Genomic DNA, 25,705 nt, shown 5'->3' on the forward strand with positions numbered 1-25,705 from the left:
GCCAGAGCTGGCGGTTTTAGGTGTGTCTGTGTTGGCTCAAAGAAATTAAAGCGCAGTGCGAAGGATGGCTTCACTGTCGGCAATACCAATCTTGCCGTGTTCGCCCAATGCGGTCATACCGTGCTTTTCCAGGCCGCTGAGCAGGACGCGAATATCGCTTTCATCCAGTTCGACATCTTTTAAGCGAGTGGGTACTTGCATGGCTTTGAAGAAAGCTTCGGTTTTGGCAATGGCGGCATAGATACGCTCGTCGGCGTTGCCTTCAGTGATACCGAAAATACGTTCGGCATATTGCAGCAGTTTGGCTTCTTTTTCCTGGCGTCGCTCTTTCATGACGGCCGGAAGCACGATACTCAGCGTGCGGGCATGATCAATGCCGTAGTTGCCGGTCAGCTCGTGACCAATCATGTGCGTGGCCCAGTCTTGCGGGACACCGACACCAATGAGTCCGTTCAGTGCCTGTGTGGCTGACCACATAATATTGGCACGAACCGCCAGATCTTTAGGATTAGTCAGCGCTTTCGGGCCTTCTTCAATCAGGGTTAACAGCAAGCCTTCAGCGAACCGATCCTGCACTTTGGCATTCACTGGAAAAGTCAGATATTGCTCCATCACATGGACGTATGCGTCAACCACACCGTTACTGATCTGGCGAGGAGACAGGCTCAGAGTGGTTGCCGGATCCAAGACAGCGAAAGCAGGCTGGATCTTAGAGGACATATAACCAATCTTGTCGTTACCGCGTGAGACCACAGAAGCTTTATTACTTTCAGAACCCGTTGCCGGCAGTGTCAGAATGCAGCCAATAGGCAGCGCATTATCCACTTTGAGCCCTTTGGCCCACATATCCCACGGGTCCTGGCCTTGATAGCAGGCTGCTGCCGCGACAAATTTGGTGCCGTCAACCACTGAGCCGCCACCTACTGCCAGCAGGTAGTCGACGCCTTCTGCTTTGACTGTGTCGACCGCTTTCATCAGCGTGTCGTATTGCGGGTTAGGCTCAATGCCAGAGAATTCAGTCCATTGGTGTTCACTCAGCGCCTTAGCAACCTGATCGTAGACACCGTTAGCTTTGATAGAGCCACCACCGTACAGCACCAGCACCTTGCTGCTTTTAGGAATTTCGTTGGTGATGGCAGCAATCTGGCCTTCACCAAAATGAATGCGGGTAGGGTTGTGATAGCTAAATGGGTTCATCATTGCTCTCCAGGTTTGCCTGTAAGATATAGTGTGCTGCAAAGTGTAGGCGACAACATGCTTTGCGGTAATACACGATTCTGCTTAATTCTTGCCTGATTCTGCTTTACACTTTTCTTCGTACGGTTATTCATCAACACTAAGCCATCTTGAACAACTGAGTTTCGACTATGAATACTACCCTGGAACTGGCCACTTCTTTATGCTGCCAACTGGGTTTGGCGAGCGGTCAAGGTAAGGTAAATACGGCACTAAAAGGTGTCAGCCTGTTTAAAATTACCCAGTATCATCATGTTACCCCGCAGATGTACCAACAAGGCGTGGTCGTTATTTTTCAGGGCAATAAAATTGGCCATCTGAATGACTATCGATTTGAGTACGACACAGAACATTGCCTGATTGTGTCAGCACCATACCCCATTGCCTGTGAAACCTTTGCGTCGGAAGAGACGCCGCTGATCGGTATTGATATCGGGTTCGACCACAGCGTGATTCGCCAGCTGGTCGATGATATGGAAGCGGATCTGGGGGCCGATTATTTCGCCTCTCAGCAGCAGCACAAAGGCGTGGCCGCCTCGCCTGTCACACCTGAGATTAATGATTGTATGCAGCGATTATTATCGGTTCTGCATACCCCTATTGATGCAAAATTACTGGGGCCGCAGATACTCAGAGAGTTTTTTTACCGCCTGCTGCAAAGTGATCAGCGATCCCTGCTTGCCCAGTATGTGAAGCAAGACAGCGCGTTGGCCCGCGTATCAGGTGTGATAGAGCATGTGCAGCTGCACTATGCGGATAAGCTGGCGGTGGATGATCTGGCTGACATGGCAGGCATGAGCACTTCTGCCTTTCACCGTGCATTTAAGCAAGTTGTCACGGATCCGCCGTTGCAATACATTAAAAAAATCCGGCTCAATAACGCCAAGCAACTCATGGTGCAGGACGGCGTGTCAGCCAGCGTGGCAGCAAGCAAAGTAGGGTATGAAAGCGCCGCGCAGTTCAGCCGGGAGTTTAAACGCTATTTTGGGTTGCCGCCCAGTAAGGCGGGGTAAGTAGCGTGCGCTTACTGACCTGCCTGTTGGATAGCTTGCCGGGTAAATCCCTGCGAGCTATTCAGCAGCGCACGCGCTTCTTCAGCCGTTGAACCGGTCAGAATCATCACAATGGCTGTTTTGCAGTGGCCGCCACAGGCTGCCAGCGCAGATTCGGCCTGTTCGCGTGTTGCGCCGGTCGCAGCGGTGACAATGTTTTTCTGGCGCTCGACCAGCTTGGCATTGGTTGCTTCAACGTCCACCATCAGGTTCCCGTACACTTTGCCGGTTCGTATCATGGCGCCTGTTGTCAGCATATTGAGGATCATTTTCTGCGCAGTACCGGCTTTCATGCGGGATGAGCCGGTCACCACTTCGGGTCCGACAATGGGCGTCATGGCAATATCGGCCAATTGAGTCATGGCACTGTCCGGATTGCAGCTGATGCTTCCGACGGTCGCACCGATTGATTTGGCGTATGTCATGGCACCGATCACATAAGGCGTACGACCACTGGCAGCAATGCCGACTAACACATCTTTGTCTGAAAAATTCAGGGCTTTCAGGTCTGCTGCACCCAGTTCGCTGTTGTCTTCTGCATTTTCTACGGCGCGGAAAATCGCTTCGCGGCCACCGGCAATCAAACCGATAACCTGAGACGGGTCGCTGCCATAAGTGGGCGGGCATTCACTGGCATCCAGAATGCCTAAGCGGCCTGATGTCCCTGCGCCTGAGTAAATTAAGCGGCCACCTTGCTGAAAAGCAATCGCGATAGCATCAACAGCCTGAGCCACTTGCGGCAAGGTGCGCTCAACAGCCAGCGCCACTTGCTTGTCTTCGTCATTGATGACCTTCAGCATGTCGACGGTCGACAGGGTGTCTATCACCTGGCTGGCAGGGTTGCGGCTTTCAGTGATCAGCGTGTTTAAATCAATTTTCATCAGGGATGACCTTAGGGTTCGTTATCTGATGAGAATTGTAGGGAATAACATATGGCGTAGCAAACGGCGCCATCTTAACGGCCCCTTCTTGCCTGTCCTGATTCAAAAACGCGATAAACAGGCAAATCATCGAATTCAGACGATGTCGGCGCTTATCAGCGACCTGAGTGTCTGAATCAGCGTGCTACACTCATACCGACACTGACTTCGTGGAATTGGGTTCGTCGCGGAGGCAAGTATGGTCAGTTTGTTGTGGAAATGGTGTGCGACTCTTTTTCTCCTTGCTTTGTTCTGGGCAGGTTCTGTCCTGCCTGTGCAGGCCGACATCGTTGATGCCCGCTGCGATATATACCCCAAAGGTGCAGATAAACCCTCAGGCCGTTACTTGTGCGTGCTGTCTCAGCATCATGGCTATATCACCATAGACAGAGCAGATGGCGTTTATTACGATTTTCATCCGGCACGGGGAGAGCCGGGTCAATACCGCGATGACCGCAATCAGCCTGTTTACAGAAGAAGCGGATTAGGCGCAAAAGGCATGATTTTTGAGATGAGCGACAAGTCGATTTATGTCCATTGGGATACCTCTGTGTTAGCTGAGCCTTAATTTTAAGATCTCATTTTTAGGGATTATGGGTTGATTTTTTACGCCACGCTAACCACTATCAGCCCACCTGAACTAAGAGACGAAATGCATGTCAACGCATACCCACTTAACCATTGATATCGTATCTGATGTCGTCTGTCCCTGGTGCTACATTGGTTACAAACGACTGGAGCAGGCTATGGCGGCCTATAAAGATCAGGTACAGTTTACTGTGCGCTGGCATCCTTTCGAACTGAATCCGGCGATGCAGGAAGACGGCCAGCTGCTGAGTGAGCATCTGGCCGAGAAATATCAGATCACAGCCGAACAAAGTGAACAGAACCGAGCCAGGATCATCGCTTTAGGTGAAGAGTGCGGTATTCGGTTCCATTTCACCCCACTCTCCCGTATCTACAATACGTTCAAAGCCCATCAGCTGTTGCATTGGGCCGCGAGCTACGGCCGGCAGACAGAGCTGAAGCTGGCGCTTTTTGAAGCTTATTTCACCGAGCAGGATGATCCGGGTGCTTTGCCTGTGCTGCTGGATGCCGCTGAGGCCGCCGGCCTGGATCGCAAAGAAGCCGAGCTGGTGCTGAAACAGGGCAATTTTGCTGAAGCCGTGAGAGCTGAAGAGCAAACCTGGACCGGGCAGGGGATCACCGCCGTTCCTGCTTTTGTCTTTAATGAAAAGTACCTGCTTTCCGGTGCGCAGGATACAGACACCTTGAAGCAGGTTATCGATACGCTGTTAGCTGAGACGGCTTAATAAACATTACTCCGGCAATGTTAACGACCCGCATGAGCCATGATCAATTGATCAATGACGCATGCGGGTCTGAACGCTGCTGGGGCCGAGGGTGAGTTTTGATCACTGTGCAATCTGACAAGGAGAACGGATGAAAGGGCTCTGGCTAAAACTGATTCTGACTGTCGTGATATTCGCTGCCTTGTTTGGCTATGTTTTTTACACGGTGCAAAGTGGGGTGCAGTAGGACATTGTTGGCAGGGAAAAGATAATCGGAGAAGGTCAACGGTAAGCACAGAATCATCACAAGGAGTGTGAGTTGGAAAAATATGCCGTGTTATCGGACATTCACAGTAATGTCTTTGCGCTGGAGGCTGTGGTTGAGGATGCGCTCAGCAAGGGGGTGACCCGGCTGGTGAATCTGGGTGACATTTTATACGGCCCGATAGCCCCTCGTGCTACCTTTGATTATTTGCAGCAGCAAGAGATGCTGACCATTTCAGGTAATCAGGATCGGCAAATTTACCAGTCGAGTGCAGCAGAAGTGGCTGCCAATCCCACGCTGCAGTTTATCCTCAATGATTTAGGACAGGCCCCGCTGGACTGGATGCAGCAACTGCCTTTTGATGCCCGGATATCCGATGAGATTTACGCCTGCCATGGCACGCCGGACGATGATCTGGTGTATCTGCTGGAAGAGGTCAGCTCGGGCCATCCGCTGGTCAAAGCAGATGCTGAGATAGCCGCGCATCTTAAAAACATCCGTTCACCCATTATTCTCTGTGGTCATACCCATATTCCCCGTTGTGTCCGGCTGTCGACGGGACAGACAGTGATTAACCCAGGCAGTGTGGGCCTTCAGGCTTATGCTGATGAACTGCCGTTGGCTCATGCGATGCAAAATCACACTCCGCAAGCGTCGTATGCGGTGCTGACTTTACAGGACAAGGGGGATTGGGATGTCGCCTTTCACCGCGTTGATTACGATGTGCAGGCGGCTGTGCAGGCAGCCACAGCCAACGGTCGCGCAGACTGGGCGCAGTACCTGATGACAGGCCGATGTTAACTCAGTAATAGTCAGCTCAAAACGCCGCGTCTTCATCTACACTTGGTCGATACAGTATGCCGTTTTTCTTTGTGTTCCTGTCCAGTTTCCCGGAGGTTCTATGGCATCGTTTCAGCAGGCGAAAATCTCCCCTCACTTGTGGTTTGATCAAGAAGCGGTTGAAGCCGCCGACTTTTATACGCAAGTTTTTGACAACTCAAAAATTGTCAATGTCACCAAGATTGAAGACACCCCTTCAGGCAGTGTTGATGTAGTGAACTTTGAATTGTTCGGACAGCCATTCACCGCGATCAGTGCCGGGCCATTTTTCACTTTTAATGAATCGATCTCTTTTGTTATTCATTGTGACGATCAGGCCGAAATCGATCGTTACTGGACGGCTTTATCTCAGGATGGCGGTGAGGAAGGGCAGTGCGGCTGGCTGAAAGATAAATTTGGTTTGTCATGGCAGATTGTGCCGAAATCTATGGATACGATGATGCGAAGTGATGATCCCGTTAAGCTGGCGCGGTTAACACAATGCTTTCTGACCATGACCAGGCTGGAGATTGCCGCCCTGGAGCGGGCGTTCAGAGGCGAATAAGAAGGCCAAATAAAAAAAAAGCGACAGGGCGGGCAGGCGCTCCCACTCTGTCGCACAACGGATAGTTAATTGTCAGGCTTTGGTTTCGTCTGCAGTATCTGTAGCGACTGCTGCTTCCAGGGGTTTGAGCCCCGCGGCTTTTTTGGCACGCTTTTCTTTTTGTGCCAGCCAGATCAGGGGCGCGATGATCATCATGGTGCCAAGAATCATTGGCAAGTCAGGTACTTCGTCAAACCACAGCATGCCGATGATCACAGCGCCAATCAGCCCGCTGTATTCGGCGCTCGCTATCTTGTTTGATTCCGCCGAGCGGTAAGCCAGTACGCAGGCGCCGGCATAAATCATAATGAAAGTGCTTGAACCGGCCGCTGTCAGCAGCGGCGACCAGTCCCAGGGCTGTCCTTCCCAAAGCGCCAGGCCCAGTGCTGCCGGCATACCTGCCAGGTTGGTCAGCATCAGGGTTTGTGCCACAGTCTGGTGTTTTGGCAGCTTACGTACCAGCAGGTTGTTCCAGGCCAGCGTAAACGCGACAATCAGAGCCGCAATGGCAGCCCAGTTGATTTCAGTCGGGCGGATAATCACCAGCACACCAATGAAACCAATCACCGCCACGCCGACAGAATATTTGGTCAGCTTTTCCTGAAACAGCATCATGGCCATAGGCAGCATGATCAGCGGGGCGGCATAGAAGATGGCATTCGCTGTTGCCAGTGGCAGGCTGGTAATGGAGATGATCATAAAGACCATGCCCAGCAACCAAATGTGTCCGCGCAGCGCATGCCACTTAAACCCGGCAAAAAAATCGGCTTTTTTGGTGCCGATACAGAAGGGGGCAAGAATAGCGACGGCGGTTAACTGGCGGAAAAAAACAAACTGAAAAATAGCCGTTTCATCACCCAATGATTTAATCATGGCATCGGAGCACACAGCAATTAAGTTGCCAACAATCAGCAATATCATGGCTAAACCGACAGACATTTGAGGCATGGGCTGCTCCTTCTTTTTTTGGGGTTAATGAAATGTCAACGAGACAACAAACTGTGATCCAAAGCATAAACCAGCGGTAGTGATGAAGTATAATGATATAAATTTTTTTGGTATGAGTTTTTTAGATAGTGAAGCTGCCACCACTTCGCGCTGTTCATTACTTTGAGGCTGTCGCCCGTCTGAACAGTTTTTCCCGTGCGGCGGAATTTTTGAGTGTGACGCAAAGTGCGGTCAGCCATCAGGTTCGTCTTTTAGAAGATTATTTGGGCGAAGAACTGTTCCAGCGCCAGGGTCGTCAGTTGTCTCTGACGCCCGTCGGTGAAAAGTATTACGAGCAGATCAGCCATGCTCTGGCTGATATCTCCGAAGCCAGCCAGCAGATCCGGGAAGGCGAAGGCGGCAAGATTCGCCTGGCACTTTACAGCTCATTGGCGGTGAAATGGCTGATCCCACGGCTGGAAAACCTGCGTCAGCTGCACCCTGAAATAGAGCTCACGTTAAATATGGTGAGTAACGACCCGAATTTCAGTGACGAACTGGCCGATTGTTTTATTACTGTCTCGCCACCCAAGCGCAATAATTTCATCTCAGAGTTGCTGTATCATGAGCAGCTGTATCCGGTGTGCAGCCATAAGCTCTGGCTGCAAATGCGGGACAAACCGCTGCCGGACGCCCTGTGGGAACATCCGCTGCTCACTACGCGATCTATTTTTAAAGATGCCAAACACGGTGAAGACTGGCACCGCTGGTGTATGCTGGGTGGTTTTGAGCTGCCTGAACAGGCGAGATTTCAGTTGTTCAGCCATATGTTGCTGGCGGCAGAAGCGGCCCGCTATGATCAGGGCATTACTTTTCTCAATGACTACCTGATGAATGACATCGACAGGCAACAGCACTTCGTGCGGATCCCCATGCACGAGCTGCCGACCGGCGACAGTTTTTACTTTGTGTATAAAAAATCCCGCGCCACGCAAACCGCCATTATCACCCTGGGGCGCTGGTTGAAACAGCAGTGTGATGAACTGGACCGAAGAGGCAGTCAGAGCTGATCCAGGTTATTGAGGCAGAATTCGGCTCGGCTGAGTATTGCCTGCCGTTCCTTGTCCGCTAAGTTATCCCAGCTGCGATAAATCATACCGATTCTTGGGTTTACGGCCAGACGCTGTTGGTGCTTGTCCATGAAACGCCAGTACAAGCTGTTAATGGGACAGGCATCCGCGCCGGTTTTCTTTTTCACAGAGTATTGGCAGGACTGACAGTAGTCACTCATCTTATTGATGTAGTTGCCACTTGCCGCATAGGGTTTAGTGGCAATAATGCCATTATCAGCAAACTGAGACATCCCCCGGGTGTTGGGCATTTCAACCCACTCAATGGCATCGACATAGATACCCAGATACCAGGCATCGACCTGATCGGGATCAGTTTCCGTGAGCAGACAAAAGTTGCCTGTGACCATCAGTCTTTGAATATGGTGCGCATAGGCGTAATCCAATGACTGCGAGACGGCTGCCTTCAGGCAGGCCATGCCTGTTTTCCCCGTCCAGAAAAAATCCGGCAACTGCCGGTTAGCGCCAAGGGTGTTGCTGCTGGCGTAGTCAGGCATATTGGCCCAGTAAATTCCCCGCACGTATTCGCGCCAGCCCAGTATCTGGCGTATGAAACCTTCCACTTGTGCCAGAGATATCCTGCCATCGGCCTGTTGATAGTGGGTCAATACTGTCTGAATGACCTGCATCGGGTGCAGCATTTTCGTGTTAAGGGAAAAAGATAACCGCGAATGATAGAGACTCCACTGGTGCTGGCTCTGATCTGTCATGGCATCTTGAAAATAGCCGAAACACTGAAGTTGGTGCTGGCAAAAATAGTTCAGCAATTCAATGGCCTGTCGGCGTGTCACCGGCCATAGCAGTGAATCAGAGGCTTGACCAAAATGCGGAATACGGTGTTTTTTCAGCCGGGACAGGATATCACTGACCGGGTTGTTGAAACGCAGCGGTGCCGGAATGGCCGCAAGATCCACGCTGGTCAGCTTATGCCGGTTCTCTTTGTCGTAGTTCCATTTGCCTCCCTCAGGTTTTTCGCCCTGCATCAGGATAGCAAAGCGACGTCTCATCATTCGGTAAAAATGTTCCATCAGGACATGTTTGCCCTGGGCAAAGTGGCGGGGAATCTCGTTAAATGGCAACAGGAAGTGTTCGGTATCGACTTCTTTGCACGATACGCTGGCAGGCAGGGCTAAGGTTCGCAGCTGTTGCAGCAGGCGGTATTCATCAGGTCGCTGGTATTCGAACACTTCTATCTGATGATCTGACACCAGTTTGTGAAGCAGTTCCGGCAGGCTTTTGTATGCCTCGGTGTCGTCCAGCGTCAGGTGGCAGACATGAAAGCCGGCTTGATTGAGGGCGCCTGCAAAGGCTTTCATGGCGGCAAAAAAGGCGCAGATTTTCTGCACATGGTGCTTGGTATAAGTCGCTTCCTGATGCAATTCGGCAATCAGATATAACGTACTGTCGTCCTTTGACTGAAACCAGGAATGTTGCGCATTGAGCTGATCGCCCAGGATCAGCCTTAAGGTTTTATAGTGAGTGGCTGCCATGATTTAACCAGCGATGAATGAAGTCGCCATCAGGATCGTACATTTTCGTCTGTTTCTCCAGATCAAAATAGCGCCAGCCCCGCGGGTCGGCACCCACTCCGGCCAGATACTGCCAATTGCCCCAGTTAGACGCGACATCATAGTCGATCAACTGCTGCTCAAAGTAAGCGGCACCGTAGCGCCAGTCGAGGGCCAGTTCGTGGACAAAACAACTGGCAACCAGCTGGCGGCCACGGTTAGACATATAGCCGGTCTGATTGAGCTGTCGCATGCAGGCATCAACAATCGGATAACCTGTCTTGCCGTTGCACCATTGCTGAAAACGCGCCTCATCATGGCGGTTGATTGGCCCCTGTTTTTTAATGCCATGATAATAGAACAACTTTTGGCGGTAGGCATGGGCATACCACTGAAAGTATTCACGCCATAACAGCTCGAACCGAATCCACTCGGTTGAGTCATTTCTGATGACCTTGTTCTGATAATCGTCCAGATAGCGCAGCACAGTGACCGGGGACAGACACCCCAGCGCCAGCCAGGGTGAAAACTTGGTCGAATTGTCCCAGCCATCCAGCGCATTACGTGTCTCTTTGTAACGGGCAGGTAAATCGCCGGAGAAATAGCGCTGAATATGCTCAAAAGCTGCCGTTTCGCCGCCGGTGAAGCCGCGGGAGAGGGAAGGTTGCTCCGGCATTCTGTTCAGTTGGGTGCGCGCCAGATTGATCGGGTGGAGCGGAGCGGTTTGCGGCAAAGCGGGCGGCGGCGGCAGCTCTAGATCACCCACAGACTCTGAACGGCAATCCAGTTTTTCTGTCATCAGCCTAAACTGGGTGAAACTGACGGGCAGTTCATTGAGTGTAAAAGGCAGCAGTGCCCGCGTGAACAGGGTATGAGTTGGAATGGTCAGAAAAGTGACGTCCGGGTATTGGGCCTCAATATACGCCCAGCTCTGGTTTTCGTAATAGCCAGCCTGTTCACTGCGGCCGATGACGGAAATCGGGTATTGATCCAGCAGCTCGTCAATTGTTGCTTCCAGCGGCGTGTCGCGCACGAGAAGGCATTGGTGCTGATGCTGCTCGGCAAGCTGGTGATTCAGATCCGCCAGCGAAGCCAGCAAAAACGCTTGCCGCGGCTTGCCCCACTGCGTCCTGTGTGCCGGATACGGATCCATCCCTTGCTGCGGCAGACAGTAGAGACACAACAGATTATCCACCTGCTCAGCCGTTTGCTTCAACGCTGGGTTATCGTGCAGGCGCAAATCGTAACTGAAGACAAATAATCCCGTTGTCATGGCTCACCTTCTGTGCAAAAGGAGTTACCACAAGTGTAGGCGGCGAAACCGTGATACGAAGGAGCAGGGCAATGATTTCTGTTTGTGCGCCCCTCCCGTTGCAAAGAGGGGCGCGCGACAGGATGGCCGATATCAGGCTTTGCGGGAGGTTTGCTTATAACGGTCGAAGATGACAGCTGCCAGCAGAATGGACCCGCGCACCACGTATTGCGCAAAGGGGGACATATTCAGCAGGTTCATGGCGTTTTCGACTGTGCCAAGAATCAGCACACCGGCAATCACATAAGACACTTTGCCTATCCCGCCTTTCAGGGACACACCGCCTAAAACACACGCTGAAATCACCACCAGTTCGAAGCCGACTGAGGTCATGGGCTGGCCACTGGTCATGCGCGCCGCGAGTATCACCCCGGCCAGTGCGGAGATGAAGCCGGAGACAGTGAAAATGATCATCTTGGTTTTGACGACATTGACCCCGGCCAGCCGGGCTGCTTCTTCATTGCCGCCGATGGCCAGCGTATTGCGGCCATAAACAGTGCGGTTCAGCAGAAAAGCAAACACCGCGAAGGTCATCAGGGTCAGCCAGACAGGCGTCGGGATCCCAAGCAGCGAGGAATTACCTAAGGCGAAGAAGCTTTCCTCCGTGATACCCACGGCTTTACCGTCCGAGATGATATAGCCCAAACCACGCGCAATCTGCATCGTGGCCAGTGTGGTGATCAGGGCATTGACCTGCAGTTTGGCAATGACAAAACCGTTCAGTAAGCCAAACAGCACACCGGACAGCAAACCTGCGCCCACACCCAGCACCACACTGCCGGTGGCATTGATCGCCACGGCGGTGACCACCCCTGAACAGGCGATCACTGAGGCAACGGACAGATCAAGGTCGCCACACGCCAGACAGAACAACATGGCGCAGGCCACCATGCCGCTCATTGAAATGGCCAGTCCCAATCCTTTCATATTCACCAGGGTGGCAAAATAAGGGACAAAAAACGCACAGAGTAAAAACAGGCCGGCGAACACCATCAGCATCCCGTATTTATCCCAGACAGCGGACATGTTCAGGGTGCCGGAGCTGTGCTCAGATTCGATTAATTTCGTCGTACTACTCGTAGCCATGAGAAGGTTCCTTTTCATCAAGCGGCAATCGGGGCGTCGCCAAGCATGGCCAGGCGAAGCGCGGTTTGTTCATCAAAGGCATCACGGGTCAGTTCGCCTGTTATCCTGCCTTCCTTCATGACCAGAAGGCGGTCAGAGATCCCCAGCACTTCGGGTAAATCACTGGAGACAACCAGGACAGTGACCCCGTTTTCAGCCAGCTTGAAAATCAGCTCATAAATTTCCGATTTCGCGCCAACGTCAATGCCTCTGGTGGGTTCATCCAGTAAAATCACGCTCATGTCGGTCGACAGCCAGCGGCCAAGGATCACTTTCTGTTGATTGCCCCCGGACAGTTGGCCGATAGCCTGCTCCAGGTTAGCGGCTTTGACATTGAGCGCCTGACTTTGCGTCTCGGCATTTTTGCGCTCCCACACACGGTTAATCACACCGCCCAGTTTGAGATGCCAGGGACGGGCGCTGATGTTGGTATTTTCTTCGACCGAGAGAATCGGCACTATGCCGTGCGCTTTGCGATCTTCAGGACACAGGGTAATGCCCGCTTTGATGGCGTCTTTAGGGCTGCGGATCTGCATTTTCTGGTTGTGCAGGTAAATGTCGCCGGAATCCGGTTTTTCGGCACCAAAGATCAGCCGTGTCAGTTCAGTGCGCCCCGCGCCAACCAGGCCAAACAGCCCCAGAATTTCCCCCTGGCGAATGTCCATCGAAACGGGTGCACTCAAACCGGTTCCCGTCAGCTTATCCAGCTTCAGGCCACTCTCACCCAGGGGGCGGGAGCGATAGTTGTAGATGTCGTTGATCTCACGTCCCACCATCAGCTCGACGAGCTTGTCGTGGGTCAGATGGGCCATGTCATCACAGGTCTGCACATGGCTACCGTCTTTAAATATCGTAATGGCATCACACAGCGAGAAGATTTCCTCCATTCGGTGAGAGACGTACAAAATGATTTTGCCGTCATCGCGCAGCTCGCGGATCACTTTGAACAGGTTATCGATCTCACGTTGTGACAGGCTGCTGGTCGGCTCATCAAAGGCAATAATGGTGGCGTTGCGGCTCAGGGCTTTGGCAATTTCCACCATTTGCCACTGACCGATGGAAAAGGTCTTCAAAGGCAGCGACGGGTCAAAATCTTCGCCCAGTCGTGCCAGCTGCGCGCTGGCATTGCGATTTAAGGTCTCGGTGTCCACTTTGCCGTTTTTGGTGGGCAGTTGACCGAGATAAATGTTTTCCGCGACACTGAGCTCAGGAACCAGGTTCAATTCCTGATAGATAATGGCGATGCCTTGCTCCAGCGCATCGACAGTGGAAGAAAGGCGAACGGCTTTATCATTGATCACCAGTTCGCCACTGGTAGGCTGGTAAAGGCCGCTCAGGGTTTTCAGTAAGGTCGATTTACCGGCACCGTTCTCGCCCATAAGCGCATGCACACTGCCGCTGCTGACCCGAAAGCTGATGTCAGACAGGGCTTTGACACCGGGAAAATGCTTCGAAATCTGGCGAAATTCCAGGCTGGAAGGGGACGTAGCCATAATGCGTACTCCTGTAGAATCATTGGGCGGCAATGTTGCACTGCCGCCCGGTTCGGGCTTACAGACCTTTCTTCTGCAGTTCGGCTTTGTAGTTGTCGCGCGTGATCAGTACCACGTCGGTGACTTCCACAAATTTCTGTGGCTGAACGTCTTCTTTCACCCATTTGTACAGGGATTCAATACTCTTATAGCCATGAACATCCGGGCTTGGCAGGAGTGAGCCATAAAAGCCGGTGGCCTGAGACTTCGCCAGCTCGTTGACGGCATCGACACCATTGATGCCGATGCCAATGACTTCTGAAGCGGCAAAACCTTGTCCTTCAGTGGCACGGATACCGCCCAGCACCGTATTGTCATTCATCCCCACGACCAGCCAGTGTTTCACATCCGGATACTGCACCAGCAGAGAGTTAGCCGCATCAAGGGCGCCTGGAATGTCATTGGATTTGGTTGGCACGCGGTAAATCTGAGCGGCCGGGAAACCGGATTCCGTCAGTGCTTTTACTGCGCCGTCCACCCGGCGGCGTGCAGTATCCAGCTCATCGGCAGTAATGGCCATGACGCCCGTTGTTTTGGCATCCCAGCCACGTTTTGTCATTTCCTGGTACAACTCGCTGCCCTGACGATAGCCAATTTCGCTGGCGGCCATCATTACCAGGGGCACGCTTGTCATAGGTTGCCCTTTGGCATTGAGGAACTGGTCATCAACAGTAATGACTTTCATGTCGTAGCTGTTGGCTTTTGCCATGATTGCCGGCCCGAGTTTGGGGTCCGGGGTGCAGATAACAAAGCCTTTCGCGCCGCTGGCCGCCAGCGTATCAATGGCATTGAGGGTTTTTTCTCCGTCAGGTACGGCCATTTTGATGACTTCAAAGCCATAATCTTTGCCGGCTTTCTCGGCAAAATTCCACTCGGTCTGGAACCAGGGTTCTTCCGGTTGTTTCACCAGATAACCCAGCTTGAGGGTGTCATCGTCACTTCCCCAGAATGCATTCGCGGAAGCACTGAGTAATGTCGCACCTGTCAGTGCGACCGCAGCAAGCGTATGTGTGATTTTTTTCATATTGTAATTCCGTCTACGTGTAGGATTTTTTGTTTCACCGGGAATCATTATTTGAGCAAGAAACGGAGAATTGGCGTGATGAAAATCACAGCAGAAAAAGGCAGCGATTTTGTCCATGCATATAGCGTGAATGGCTATGATGTGATTCGCATTTTTTCATTAATATAAAACCTATTGCGCATTAATTTGCGGCAATTATGAATTTGTAAACGTTTTACACGCCTGTTTGATTAGCCGGGTGGCCATTTTGTTCTTTGCACACAAATTGGAGTCACTGACGAATTTATCCATATTTATAGCGGTTAGATTCATGGCTGAAAACGTGCGCCCTGGTTATAAAAGAAAAAGATCAGGACGACGAGTGGAGCAGTCATGGACAAGATCAGTGCAGAACAGCGGTGTGTTATCGGTCTCGATTTTGGATCGGACTCGGTAAGGGCGCTGCTGGTGGATACCCGGAACGGCAAAGAGATTGCCTCAGGGGTGGCTTATTATTCCCGTTGGATGGCCGGAGAATACTGTGAGCCAGGTCAGTCGCAGTTTCGCCATCACCCGCTGGATTATACCGAGTCTATGACTCAGGCCATTGCCGAGACACTCAGCCAGGTGCCGCCAGCGGTCGCTCAATCTGTGGTGGGGATTGGTGTGGACAGCACGGGGTCAACCCCGGCGCCCATTGATGCGCAAGGCAATGTGCTTGCGCTGCGGCCAGAGTTTGCGCACAACCCCAACGCCATGTTCATTTTGTGGAAAGACCACACCTCGGTCAGCAAGGCGGAGCGGATCAATGCACTGGCGCATTCGCATGATTTTCCCGATTACACCCGTTATGTCGGTGGTATTTACTCCTCGGAATGGTTCTGGGCAAAAGCTGCCTGGGTGGCGGAACAGGCACCGGAGCTTGTTGAACATATCCATAGCTGGGTGGAGCTTTGCGACTGGGTGCCGGCTTTGTTATCGGGTAATGAACACCCTGACCGCTTACGCCGCAGTATCTGCGCTGCCGGCCATAAAGCCATGTGGCATGACAGCTGGGGCGGTCTGCCTGATCAGGCTTTTCTGTCTGCAATTTCCCCGACATTAGACGGCATGAGAGAGCGGCTGTTCACTGAGGTGTTCACATCGGACGAACGGGCAGGTCAGCTGTCTGCGACCTGGGCCGGTAAGCTGGGATTGCCGGAGGGGATTGCCATTGCCATCGGCGGTTTTGACTGCCACATGGGAGCGGTCGGTGCCGGTGCGGGTGAGCATGATCTGGTCAAGGTGATTGGCACATCGACCTGCGACATCCTGATGGTCAATAACCAGATGCTGGGTGAAAAAACCGTACACGGGATCTGTGGTCAGGTGAAAGGCAGTGCCATGCCGGAGCTGGTGGCACTGGAAGCCGGTCAGTCTGCTTTTGGTGATATTTACGCCTGGTATAAGCGGCTGCTGATGTGGCCGTTAGTGGCGTATGCCCGGCAGCATCCGCAAACCCACCTGCCGCTTGATGACATCGAAAAACAGCTGATCCCAGCGTTGAGCCAGGCCGCACTTGGCACAGAGCGCGATCTCAGTTTGCCTGTGGCAATGGACTGGCATAACGGGCGCCGCACTCCCAATGCCAATCAACGCCTTAAAGGTGCGCTCACCGGCATCAATCTGGGCTCGGATGCACCGGAACTGTTTCTGTCGCTGGTGGAATCTACCGCCCACGGGGCCAAAGCCATAGTGGATTGTTTTACCGGGCAGGGCATTGACGTTAAACGCGTGATTGCCATTGGCGGTATTTCGCAAAAATCCCCGCTGGTAATGCAAACCTGTGCTGACGTGCTGGGACGGGAGATTGCTGTGGTTGAGTCAGAGCAGTGCTGCGCGCTTGGCGCCGCTATCTTTGCGGCAGTGGCCGCCGGTGTGTACCCGTCGGCGGGTGTTGCACAGTCACAGATGGCCAGCCCGATCAGCCGGGTTTACTCGCCGCTGACAGGTACAGAAAAAATGAATCAACAACGTTATCAAAGCTATCAGCAACTCGGGCAGCAACTGGAAGCCCTGTTCGAGTTCCAACTGTCACAGGAGCGCAATCATGACCACTGATGTTTCGTTACAGCTTGCTGCGCAGGGCAGTGGTGCGGGAGCACGGCGACAGGCGCTGCGCCATCAGGTCTGGCAGGCGAACATGGACTTGCAGCGCCATAAGCTGGTGACTTTTACCTGGGGCAATGTCTCCGGCATTGATCGTCAGCAGGGCATAGTGGTGATCAAGCCCAGTGGTGTCGCCTATGACGCGCTGAGCGCCGAAAACATGGTGGTACTGGATCTTGAGGGCAATGTGCTGGAAGGCGACCTGAAGCCCTCCTCAGATACGGCAACCCATCTGGCCCTGTATCAGGCCTTTCCGGATATCGGGGGGATAGTGCATACCCACTCACCGCAAGCCACAGCCTGGGCGCAGGCCGGGAAAGCGATTCCGGCATTAGGGACGACGCACGCTGATTATTTCTACGGCAACATCCCCTGCACCAGGGCATTGACCGATGAAGAGATCGCCACGGACTACGAACACAATACCGGCCTGGTGATAGTGGAAACCATAGGCAGCCAGGATGCCATGGCGATCCCGGGCATTATCGTCAAAGAACACGCTCCTTTCAGCTGGGGCAGCGATGCCGATCAGGCGGTCCATAACGCTGTTGTGCTGGAAACCGTTGCCGCGATGGCCACACAGACGTTGCAAATTAACCCGGCTGTTTGTGCCGTTAACCCGGCATTACTGGATAAACACTACCTGCGTAAGCATGGCACAAACGCCTATTACGGACAGGGTGAAACGGATAAGAACTAAGGAATAACGATGAAAGTTTTCAGCGATAAACACGTTTGGTTTGTAACCGGGTCACAGCACCTTTACGGGCCTGCAGTATTAAACAGCGTGGCACAGAACAGTCAGCAGATAGTGCACAGCCTCAACCAGTCGCCGGCTATTTCTGTACCTGTGGTGAACAAAGGTACCGTCAAAACACCGGATGAAATTCTGGCGGTCTGCCGTCTGGCTAACAACGACCCGGACTGTGTCGGACTGGTGCTCTGGATGCACACTTTCTCACCCGCCAAAATGTGGATTGCCGGTCTGAGCCAGCTCAGTAAACCTTTCCTGCACTTGCACACTCAGTTCAATGCGGCATTGCCGTGGGATGAGATTGACATGCATTTTATGAACCTGAACCAGAGTGCTCACGGGTGCCGCGAGTTCGGTTTCATTGGCACACGTCTGAATATCGACCGCAAAGTGGTGGTCGGCCACTGGGAAAACCCGTCGGTTCATCAGCAGATTGATGACTGGTGCCGGGCGGCGGTGGGGATCCATGCCGGGCAGCAGCTCAAAGTGGCTCGTTTTGGCGATAACATGCGGCAGGTGGCGGTCACCGAAGGCAACAAGGTCTCCGCCCAGATCCAGTTTGGCTACGAGGTGCATGGCTATGGGCTGGGTGAGCTGAGCGACAATGTGAATGCCGTCAGCGAGGGGGAGGTTTCAGCCTTACTGGATGAGTATGCCTCACGCTATACCCTTGATCCGGCTTTGCTGTCGAATCCGGATACCTTGTCGATCCTGCGTCAGGAAGCGCGTCTGGAGCGGGGAATGGAGCGTTTTCTCGAATCAGTCGGCGCAACGGCATTTACCAACACCTTTGAAAACCTGAGCGGCCTGAGCAATCTGCCGGGCTTGGCGACTCAGCGTTTGATGGAAAAAGGCTACGGCTACGGCGGCGAAGGAGACTGGAAAACCGCCGCGATGACCAGAATCATGAAAGTGATGGGTCAGGGCCGCAGTGGCGGGACGTCTTTCATGGAAGACTACACCTATAACTTTGGTGTGAAGGATCAGGTACTGGGCGCGCACATGCTGGAAGTGTGCCCGTCTATTGCCGATGCAAAGCCAGCGATTGAAATTCACCGCCATACCATTGGCTGCCGTTGTGATATTGCCCGGATGATGTTCAGGGGCAAAGCCGGCCAGGCGGTGAATGTGTCTGTGATTGATCTGGGTAACCGTTTTCGCATGCTGGTCAATACCGTCGAAGCCGTGACCCCGCCACAGGCACTGCCGCATCTGCCCGTCGCCCATGCTCTTTGGGAGCCGCAGCCTGATCTGGCTACCGCTGCCGCCGCCTGGATTCACGCCGGAGGGGCTCACCACACTGTATACAGCCAGTCGGTAACCGTCGATATGCTGGCTGATTACGCCGAAATGGCCGGTATTGAAATGGTGCTGATTGATCAGGATACCCGGATTCGTCCGTTCAAATCCGAGCTGAAAAACAACAGCGTCTACTATCGGTTAGCATCGGGTATTTAAACTTTATTTTGCTCCCTCTTCGTGATGAAGAGGGAGTTAACGGATCACTTGTGAAAGAAGACAACGCCATAGCAGCATGGTTGCAAAATGAGACGACTGGCTATCAGGACTGGCGGGTGGAAGTCTCTGCCGCTGAACCTGGAATCTTTATTCTCTACTTTCGGGATCAGCCGCAGTGCCAGGCCGTGTTAACGCTAAACATTAATGGCCGGGCTTTGTCTTTGCATGACATTCGCTGGCAATTTCGCCGTAAAGCGCATCAGCTGGAGCAGTGGTGCAATCTGACTTTAGGTGACACCCTGTCTGTCAGCATGACCTATCGGTTTTGTGGCGGCAGGCTGGAAATTGATTATCTGGCCCGTAATCCAATTCCCTCCCGGCTTGAATTAGGGCATCAGATCAGGCCACCCGCGTTGCAGGGGTCGCAATCGGATGTTGAACCTGCTGTCAGCTGGCTGTTTAAACGAAATGGTCAGCCAAGCGAATATTTAATCGAGCAGGCCAGTCATGGTTTCTGCGAAGCATTTTCGGCCTCTCTGTGGCTGGTGTTAGGTCAAAACTGTGATGAGAACATTCGTACTTAATGCGCCGCCTGCATACACTAGTGAGCTGCGTACAGCTGGTACAGAATACTGATGATGCAAAACGATCCACTCAAACCCGGATACAATTTTGACGCCCACCTGGTTGCCGGGCTGACACCGATTATCGAAGGGGATGAGCTCGACTTCACGATTGATCGCCCCAGCGGGATGAAAGGTTTTATCATCAATTTCACCAGCAAAGGGGAAGGGACCATTTTCCACGGCAAGGATGCGTTTGATGTCCAGCCCGGGGATCTCCTGCTATTCCCGCCTTCTGCGGCACATTACTACCAACGCAAAGAAGATTGCTCCTCCTGGTTCCACCGTTGGGTGTATTTTCGGCCTCGTGCATTCTGGCATGACTGGCTGAACTGGCAGGAAGAAAAGAATGGCGTATACATCACCAGGGGGTTAGATGAAGAGGCGATTCGTCATATCGAACATTTATTTATCGATATTGAATACACCTCTAAGTCGGATGTGCCGTATCGCAACGACCTGGCTGTAAACCTGCTGGAGCAGTTACTGATTCGCTGTAAGAGCCTGCAACCGGATGTGGTGAGCAAGCCGCTTGATCCGCGTGTGATCGAAGCGATGAATTATATGACGCAGCATTTGAATCAAGATTTCAGCATTGAAGATATATCCGCCCATATCTGCCTGTCGCCTTCACGTCTCGGGCATTTGTTTCGTGATGAAATGGAGATGACCATCACTCAATGGAGGGATGATCAGCGAATCAGTCGTGCCAAGCAATTGCTGGTCACCACTAACTATTCCATCAATCATATCGGTCGCATTGTCGGCTATACCGACCCTTTGTACTTCTCACGCGTTTTTAAGCGTAAATCGGGCGTCAGCCCTAAGCTGTATCGTGAGCAGGTCACCTGAGGCGTTACTCGTCCAGAATCCGTTCTGCCGTTTTCTGGGCTGGTTGTTCTGTTACTGAAGACTCGGCTTCATGGCCCGGTAACAGGTCAGCGGCAAGGGTGGCATCGTAAAGCCGCTGGCGGATCATTTCCGCGATTTCGACGATCAGTTCGACCATGCCCGGCTGCCTGACCTTTTTCTTGCTGCACATGATGTAAAGGGACTCACTCAGCCGTGGTGCGTATTGCGGTAACACAGGCACTAACTGGCTATTGGGCGAATACAGGTAGGTGGGTAACACGGCAATGCCCATACCTCTTTCGGCGGCATGCTGTTTGGTCAGGTTGTTATCAAAATACTGGCTGCGCTCAGGCAGCGAAAATTTACTTTGCTGAGCATAGATGTTCGGCCAGTCTAATTTCCCCTTAGCCTGAATCAGCAAGCGGTGCTCACCGAGATCTGAGAGTGAGGCAGGCGTACCATAATGTTTCAGGTATGCGTGGCTGGCCACAATCACTTTATCGACATCAGCCACCCGCTGGTAATAAAAGGCCGGTTCGGGCTGAGAGAAATTCAGGGCGATATCCAAATCGTCGTCAAAGAACGCTTTCTCAAGACTGGTTTCAATCAGGTTGATAACCAGCTGCGGGTAAGTCTCCATGAGTTGTTCGATCACGGGCAGCACAACCTGATTGCCCAGTGCGACGGAACAGGCCAGGTTAATGGCACCTGCCATAGTCTCTGTCTGGCTGAGTGACATCATACAGTGACGCAACCCGTTCAGGCTGGTCTGGCACTCTGCCAGCAGCTTCATGCCTTCGCGGCTTAACTTGAAGTGATGTTTGTTCTCACGAATAAACAGCTCACAGCCGAGCTGCGACTCCAGCTTCTTGATTTGAGCACTGATGGTGGACTGCGAAATGTTCAGCTTAATCGCCGCACGGGAAAAGCTGTTGTATTCCGCTACCGCCTGAAAGTAGTGCAACAAGGCAAATGACTTATCCATGTTCATAGTTGTTTATCTATAAATAAATCCGTTTTTATGAATTATCACTGAAAGTGAAGGCAAATTACACTGGCTTTCCTGACATAACTATAGGTAAGCAAAGTGAATCTTGATACCCGATATGCTTTTCATCTGGCGCTGGACATCAGTGCAGCAGGCGTGTTCATGGCGGTTTCTGGTTTGTACTGTCTTGCAGAGGGTATGACACTTCAGCAATTGGGTTGGTTCTTTGCCGCCTTTTTTATCGTCATGGTTGTGTTGGAAGTGCCGAGTGGTTTTCTGGCTGATCGATTTGGACACCTGGCCGTTTATCGGCTGGCGAAAGGTTTTGATATGCTTAATTTTGTGCTGTTGGTGTTGGCTCCGAGTATTACGACTGTGATTATAGCATCGGCAATCGGCGGCATCGGGCGAGCTTTGGGCTCAGGGTGTTTAGAGGCATGGTATGTTAATCAGCGCTATAAAGAAGGGCGCCATGCAAATATCAAAGCGGCGCTGTCACGTGCGAACCTGTGGCTGTTATCAGGCCTGGGTATTGGTGCTGCAATAGGTGGACTATTACCCGCTCAGGTGCCATATACGTTCAGCCAGGCGTATCTGAATGGCAATCCATACAAGGTGGCGTTAATACTGAGCATGGCAATCCACTTCGCAGCCCTGGGGATCAGCTTTCTGACTTTTCATGAAGGCGAAAATGTGCAGTCACGAAAAGACCACAAGCATGAATCACTGCTGTCGATGGGCAGTAACTTACTCTCGCATTTCATGGCAAATCCAGTATTGATCATGCTTCTTGCCTGGCAAATGCTGATGGGCTATGCCCTGGCGAACCACAGTGTGTACTGGCAGCCCGTGTTCGCCATGCTAGAGGGCGGGAACAGCATGCTTGAATGGGTTGGATTTATAGTGGCCTCTAACTATTTGCTCGCAGCTCTTCTTGGCAGGTTGCTGGGCGCTTCTGCTAATTCTTTTTCAGCTGTAGCAATTTTGCCTGCTTATACAGTGTGCGCAGCGACGGCGCTGATTGGCATGTCGCTTGTGAGTAATCCCTGGGGTTTTTTATTGGCGAACTGGGTGTTTATCTCCGCTGTGTTTCTGTCTCGTCCTGTTGTTGCGGCAGAGTTACATCGGCATGTCGGCTCATCGTACCGGAGTGCGTCGGTATCTTTACTATCACTGAGTCTGAATCTCGGTGGGGTGATGACAGGCGGTTTGCTGTCATGGCTGACTCAAATATTTTCTGTGCCAGTAGCCTGGCAGGTGAGCGCATTGGTTATGACGCTATCGGCGTGCGGTTTGAGTGTCTGGCAGGCGATGGCAGGCAGAGGCAGACAAGCCCCGGGTAATGAGACGGATTAGCGTAATTGAAGAAAGAATGTGCGGACGGAGGGGTTTTCAGGCGGTCAGCGATATTATTTTTAGATCAATCTCAAATAAACCTTTACAAAGGGGGAGAGTAGCGTATGATTCATCTTGCTCTGTCGCTCAGATTAATTAATGCAACTTCAAGTCAAAGTAAAACCTCAGAATTTCTTCGTAACTGTCGTTATCCTCAGTGTTTCCCTTAGCTTCATTGTGACATTCAATAATTTAGGCTCTCAGCGCATCGCATGAATGCGGTAAATATTTTGAATTCATCTATATAAAAGGGACAAATTATGTCTAACAAATCAACTGGTCTGGTTAAGTGGTTTAACGAAGAGAAAGGTTTCGGTTTTATTACTCAAGACAACGGTGGTGCTGACGTATTCGTTCACTTCCGTGCAATCGCTTCAGAAGGCTTCAAAACTCTGGCTGAAGGTCAGAAAGTGTCTTTTGACGTAGAGCAGGGCGCTAAAGGCCCTCAAGCTGCTAACGTAGTAGCGCTGTAATTTTTTCATTGGCGTAAAAGGTATTTTGCCTTTTACGCCAATGTATCTACAACGAAAATTATGCCTCTCCTGCCTTAAAAGCACGTCAGCTGTAAGCTTCCAAACGCCTTCGTAACATACCATCAAACACCAGCATTTGCTTTGTCATCAAACTGCAAATAAATTCCATTAGCATATTTATCATAAGCAAGTTTCAGATTACGTTTTATTACGTAATAGTTTTGCTTATATGAAAGAAAAAATAAGGAGATATTATGTCTCGTTCAATCGGTCGTCATCGATTTTGGTTTCATCAAAGTCGCACTAGTAATACACCCGTAAATAAGAGGGTAGCCATTAAGTGATAGTTAATTTTACGCTTTATAAAGAAGAAAAATCCTGGAGTTCACGTCTTCATCAGTTAAATGATGATGTCCTGCTCCGACATGTACACCTTCAGGGTAAGATTGCCCGCAGAGATATAGATTTTTCCTACTGTGAAAGGTCACATTCGGGACATATTCTGAACAGTGACAATCAAGTGATTGGTCATTTCAGCGTTTTTTCGTCATAACACCCCCAATCATTCATTTCATGGCTACCGCCGCCAGGCCATGCAGTGAGCGATGATTGAGTCATTTCCCTCTGGTTTTACTTCACCTGTACTCGTCTCTGTTTTGCCGGACAGGCAACAGTCTGAAAGCTCCTTATGCTGCCAACGCCATATAAATAACGAGAACTCATGTGTGTTGGTCAACAAAACGTTTATTCACAACAGCTTAGTCATACTGTATTCATCGTATTTTCCGTATTAATCAGCGTGACTGCTGTTTGTTGCTCGTTATCAACAGGTCGCTTCGTTTTCATCGTGTGGTGATGATATGACTGAGCGAATGTGGCCTTGTGTCGGAAATATTCAATAAATCACACGCCCCGGTGAGTATCTTCATGTTTCAGACAGAGGAGATATCACATGACGAAACGCGTAAACTACTTCAGTATTGCCCCGCAAGCGATAGAGATTCTGGTACAGCAGGAAAACTATTTCCATCAGCAGTTCAGTGAATCACAAACCATGTCGATGATCATTTGGGAGCTGGTGAAACTGCGTGTATCACAGATCAACCAATGTGCTTTTTGTATCGACATGCACAGCAAAGATGCACTCAAACTGGGTGAGCAACCGGAACGTATCTGGGGATTGAACGCCTGGCGCGACATGCCGTTTTATACCGCGCAGGAAAAAGTCGCTTTGGCATTTGCAGAACACCTCAGCGCTTGCAAACCAGTGGACGATGTTATGTATCAGCAGGTGCTGGACACCTTTGGTGAACAGGCTATGGTTGATCTGACGTTCGCCATCAATGCAATTAACAGCTGGAATCGAGTGGTAAAAACCTTTAAACCCAAAGTAGGGAGTTTTACCGCAGCATAGGGTAGTGACTGTTAAATGGATTTCAGGATCTTTAAACCGCAAGGTGTGTTGAAAGACCATGTTCAGGGAATATGGTCACTTTCTGTGCCGCTTGATCGGGTTGGTGAAGAGAAAAAACTGCTGTTCAGTGATGCCGGAAGCGGCATCATGTTCAATCTGGGTGGCGAGGTCTGCTTTGGCAATCACAGTCAACCGGAAGGCGTGATGATCATGCCTAACAGCAAAGAAGCCCAGTATGTGACTCTGCCTCCCGGTAGTGTCCTGGCCGGGATTCGTTTCCATCCGGGCATGGGCTACAGCGTGCTGGGCAAGCGTTTTGACCATCCGGTTTCCATTGCCGATGAACCGGAATATTTATGTTTTCTTGCCCCCTTGCAAGAGCAGCTCCGTCATTGCCGCCGCCATCAGTCGCGTATAGCAACAATGTATCGCTGGATGACACACAATCTGGATATTGACGATGCTGCCCGCCATACCATTACTGAGATAGTGAAAGCCGTTCAGCCTCACAGCCGCTATCATCCCATTCCGGTAAGTACCCGACAGATAGAAAGGCATTTCCAGAAATGGATGGGCATGACGCCGAAATACTATCAGCGAATTCTTCGGGTTAAACAGTCGCTGGAGCTGATACAGCTCTCGCCTGACATCCCGCTGGCGGATCTGGCCGCTGAGCAAGGGTTTGCCGATCAGGCACATATGACCCGAGAGTTCAGCCACATCGCTAAAATTACCCCTAAGCAATACAGCTTGCTGGTGAAGAAGAAGCAGGTGCAGGGCAGATAGCCCTTCTGTCAGCCAGTGTCAGTGCCCAGAATGCCAATATAAACTGCTAAAACAGACGCTTATGTTATCAGCTGCAAGCGCCTGTTAAA

The 25,705-nt window shown here is 51.6% G+C and carries 24 protein-coding genes; 15 read left to right on the forward strand and 9 right to left on the reverse strand.

Annotation, left to right across the window (positions count from 1 at the left end):
- Positions 1 to 45 precede the first annotated feature (45 nt).
- Positions 46 to 1,197 carry an iron-containing alcohol dehydrogenase gene (locus P0Y67_RS06655; RefSeq protein ID WP_342391307.1) on the reverse strand — a complete coding sequence of 384 codons (1,152 nt, stop codon included), beginning with the start codon at positions 1,195 to 1,197 and terminating at the stop codon, positions 46 to 48.
- A gap of 170 nt (positions 1,198 to 1,367) precedes the next feature.
- On the opposite strand from P0Y67_RS06655, the gene P0Y67_RS06660 reads away from it, so the two are divergent.
- The gene (locus tag P0Y67_RS06660; protein WP_342391238.1) at positions 1,368 to 2,249 is read left to right on the forward strand and encodes an AraC family transcriptional regulator; all 882 of its coding nucleotides are present in this window, start codon (positions 1,368 to 1,370) and stop codon (positions 2,247 to 2,249) included.
- Positions 2,250 to 2,260: 11 nt separating this feature from the next.
- On the opposite strand, the gene murQ is transcribed toward P0Y67_RS06660, so the two are convergent.
- Entirely contained in the window at positions 2,261 to 3,169 is a 909-nt protein-coding gene (gene murQ / locus P0Y67_RS06665; protein WP_342391240.1) for an N-acetylmuramic acid 6-phosphate etherase, read from the reverse strand.
- 238 nt (positions 3,170 to 3,407) lie between these two features.
- On the opposite strand from murQ, the gene P0Y67_RS06670 reads away from it, so the two are divergent.
- From P0Y67_RS06670 to P0Y67_RS06685, 4 genes are all read left to right on the forward strand, one after another.
- On the forward strand, positions 3,408 to 3,776 hold the full coding sequence (locus tag P0Y67_RS06670; protein ID WP_237582813.1) for a hypothetical protein: 369 nt from the start codon (positions 3,408 to 3,410) through the stop codon (positions 3,774 to 3,776).
- A gap of 88 nt (positions 3,777 to 3,864) precedes the next feature.
- Positions 3,865 to 4,521: a DsbA family oxidoreductase gene (locus tag P0Y67_RS06675; RefSeq protein WP_342391242.1), complete on the forward strand. Its 657-nt coding sequence runs from the start codon at positions 3,865 to 3,867 to the stop codon at positions 4,519 to 4,521.
- A gap of 298 nt (positions 4,522 to 4,819) precedes the next feature.
- Positions 4,820 to 5,566, forward strand: a complete 747-nt coding sequence (locus P0Y67_RS06680) for a metallophosphoesterase family protein (RefSeq protein ID WP_027250893.1) — start codon at positions 4,820 to 4,822, stop codon at positions 5,564 to 5,566.
- Between the two features lie 100 nt (positions 5,567 to 5,666).
- Positions 5,667 to 6,149 (forward strand): VOC family protein, encoded by a 483-nt coding sequence (locus P0Y67_RS06685; RefSeq protein ID WP_342391243.1) that lies wholly within the window; start codon positions 5,667 to 5,669, stop codon positions 6,147 to 6,149.
- A 72-nt stretch (positions 6,150 to 6,221) separates the two neighbouring features.
- Here the strand turns inward: P0Y67_RS06685 and P0Y67_RS06690 are convergent, their stop codons facing one another.
- On the reverse strand, positions 6,222 to 7,136 hold the full coding sequence (locus tag P0Y67_RS06690) for a DMT family transporter (protein WP_051287734.1): 915 nt from the start codon (positions 7,134 to 7,136) through the stop codon (positions 6,222 to 6,224).
- 128 nt (positions 7,137 to 7,264) lie between these two features.
- On the opposite strand from P0Y67_RS06690, the gene P0Y67_RS06695 reads away from it, so the two are divergent.
- The gene (locus P0Y67_RS06695; protein ID WP_342391244.1) at positions 7,265 to 8,185 is read left to right on the forward strand and encodes a LysR substrate-binding domain-containing protein; all 921 of its coding nucleotides are present in this window, start codon (positions 7,265 to 7,267) and stop codon (positions 8,183 to 8,185) included.
- Here the strand turns inward: P0Y67_RS06695 and P0Y67_RS06700 are convergent.
- The 5 genes from P0Y67_RS06700 to P0Y67_RS06720 form a co-directional block, all read right to left on the reverse strand.
- On the reverse strand, positions 8,176 to 9,735 hold the full coding sequence (locus tag P0Y67_RS06700) for a cryptochrome/photolyase family protein (protein ID WP_342391245.1): 1,560 nt from the start codon (positions 9,733 to 9,735) through the stop codon (positions 8,176 to 8,178). The genes P0Y67_RS06695 and P0Y67_RS06700 overlap by 10 nt on opposite strands.
- A complete protein-coding gene (locus P0Y67_RS06705) occupies positions 9,716 to 11,026 on the reverse strand; it encodes a DASH family cryptochrome (RefSeq protein ID WP_036758549.1) in 1,311 nt (436 codons plus the stop codon). Before P0Y67_RS06705 ends, P0Y67_RS06700 begins: the two co-directional genes overlap by 20 nt.
- A 132-nt stretch (positions 11,027 to 11,158) precedes the next feature.
- A complete protein-coding gene (gene araH, locus P0Y67_RS06710; protein ID WP_161455325.1) occupies positions 11,159 to 12,151 on the reverse strand; it encodes an L-arabinose ABC transporter permease AraH in 993 nt (330 codons plus the stop codon).
- A 17-nt stretch (positions 12,152 to 12,168) separates the two neighbouring features.
- Complete coding sequence (gene araG / locus P0Y67_RS06715) at positions 12,169 to 13,683, reverse strand: L-arabinose ABC transporter ATP-binding protein AraG (RefSeq protein WP_342391246.1); 1,515 nt, start codon at positions 13,681 to 13,683, stop codon at positions 12,169 to 12,171.
- Positions 13,684 to 13,741: 58 nt separating this feature from the next.
- A complete protein-coding gene (locus tag P0Y67_RS06720) occupies positions 13,742 to 14,746 on the reverse strand; it encodes an arabinose ABC transporter substrate-binding protein (RefSeq protein WP_342391247.1) in 1,005 nt (334 codons plus the stop codon).
- A gap of 372 nt (positions 14,747 to 15,118) precedes the next feature.
- Here P0Y67_RS06720 and P0Y67_RS06725 point away from each other — a divergent pair, with 372 nt between their 5' ends.
- From P0Y67_RS06725 to araC, 5 genes are read left to right on the forward strand one after another with little or no spacing between them, the layout of a single operon-like run.
- A complete protein-coding gene (locus tag P0Y67_RS06725) occupies positions 15,119 to 16,825 on the forward strand; it encodes a ribulokinase (RefSeq protein ID WP_342391248.1) in 1,707 nt (568 codons plus the stop codon).
- Positions 16,815 to 17,573 carry an L-ribulose-5-phosphate 4-epimerase gene (locus tag P0Y67_RS06730; protein ID WP_342391249.1) on the forward strand — a complete coding sequence of 253 codons (759 nt, stop codon included), beginning with the start codon at positions 16,815 to 16,817 and terminating at the stop codon, positions 17,571 to 17,573. Before P0Y67_RS06725 ends, P0Y67_RS06730 begins: the two co-directional genes overlap by 11 nt.
- 9 nt (positions 17,574 to 17,582) lie before the next feature.
- The gene (araA, locus tag P0Y67_RS06735; RefSeq protein ID WP_342391250.1) at positions 17,583 to 19,085 is read left to right on the forward strand and encodes an L-arabinose isomerase; all 1,503 of its coding nucleotides are present in this window, start codon (positions 17,583 to 17,585) and stop codon (positions 19,083 to 19,085) included.
- A gap of 50 nt (positions 19,086 to 19,135) precedes the next feature.
- Positions 19,136 to 19,669 carry a hypothetical protein gene (locus P0Y67_RS06740; protein ID WP_342391251.1) on the forward strand — a complete coding sequence of 178 codons (534 nt, stop codon included), beginning with the start codon at positions 19,136 to 19,138 and terminating at the stop codon, positions 19,667 to 19,669.
- Between the two features lie 51 nt (positions 19,670 to 19,720).
- The gene (araC, locus tag P0Y67_RS06745; protein WP_446728803.1) at positions 19,721 to 20,560 is read left to right on the forward strand and encodes an arabinose operon transcriptional regulator AraC; all 840 of its coding nucleotides are present in this window, start codon (positions 19,721 to 19,723) and stop codon (positions 20,558 to 20,560) included.
- 4 nt (positions 20,561 to 20,564) lie between these two features.
- On the opposite strand, the gene P0Y67_RS06750 is transcribed toward araC, so the two are convergent.
- Positions 20,565 to 21,545, reverse strand: coding sequence for a LysR family transcriptional regulator (locus P0Y67_RS06750; protein ID WP_342391252.1), 981 nt, complete (start codon positions 21,543 to 21,545; stop codon positions 20,565 to 20,567).
- A gap of 102 nt (positions 21,546 to 21,647) precedes the next feature.
- On the opposite strand from P0Y67_RS06750, the gene P0Y67_RS06755 reads away from it, so the two are divergent.
- The 4 genes from P0Y67_RS06755 to P0Y67_RS06770 all read left to right on the forward strand — a co-directional run bounded on the left by P0Y67_RS06755 (position 21,648) and on the right by P0Y67_RS06770 (position 25,616).
- Complete coding sequence (locus P0Y67_RS06755; protein ID WP_342391253.1) at positions 21,648 to 22,904, forward strand: MFS transporter; 1,257 nt, start codon at positions 21,648 to 21,650, stop codon at positions 22,902 to 22,904.
- 299 nt (positions 22,905 to 23,203) lie between these two features.
- Positions 23,204 to 23,416, forward strand: a complete 213-nt coding sequence (cspE, locus tag P0Y67_RS06760) for a transcription antiterminator/RNA stability regulator CspE (RefSeq protein WP_027250907.1) — start codon at positions 23,204 to 23,206, stop codon at positions 23,414 to 23,416.
- Positions 23,417 to 24,368: 952 nt separating this feature from the next.
- Positions 24,369 to 24,830 (forward strand): carboxymuconolactone decarboxylase family protein, encoded by a 462-nt coding sequence (locus tag P0Y67_RS06765; RefSeq protein WP_342391254.1) that lies wholly within the window; start codon positions 24,369 to 24,371, stop codon positions 24,828 to 24,830.
- Between the two features lie 15 nt (positions 24,831 to 24,845).
- The gene (locus P0Y67_RS06770; protein WP_342391255.1) at positions 24,846 to 25,616 is read left to right on the forward strand and encodes a helix-turn-helix domain-containing protein; all 771 of its coding nucleotides are present in this window, start codon (positions 24,846 to 24,848) and stop codon (positions 25,614 to 25,616) included.
- Positions 25,617 to 25,705: the final 89 nt, after the last annotated feature.

This window comes from Photobacterium sp. SP02, assembly GCF_038519165.1.
GTDB lineage: Bacteria > Pseudomonadota > Gammaproteobacteria > Enterobacterales > Vibrionaceae > Photobacterium > Photobacterium halotolerans.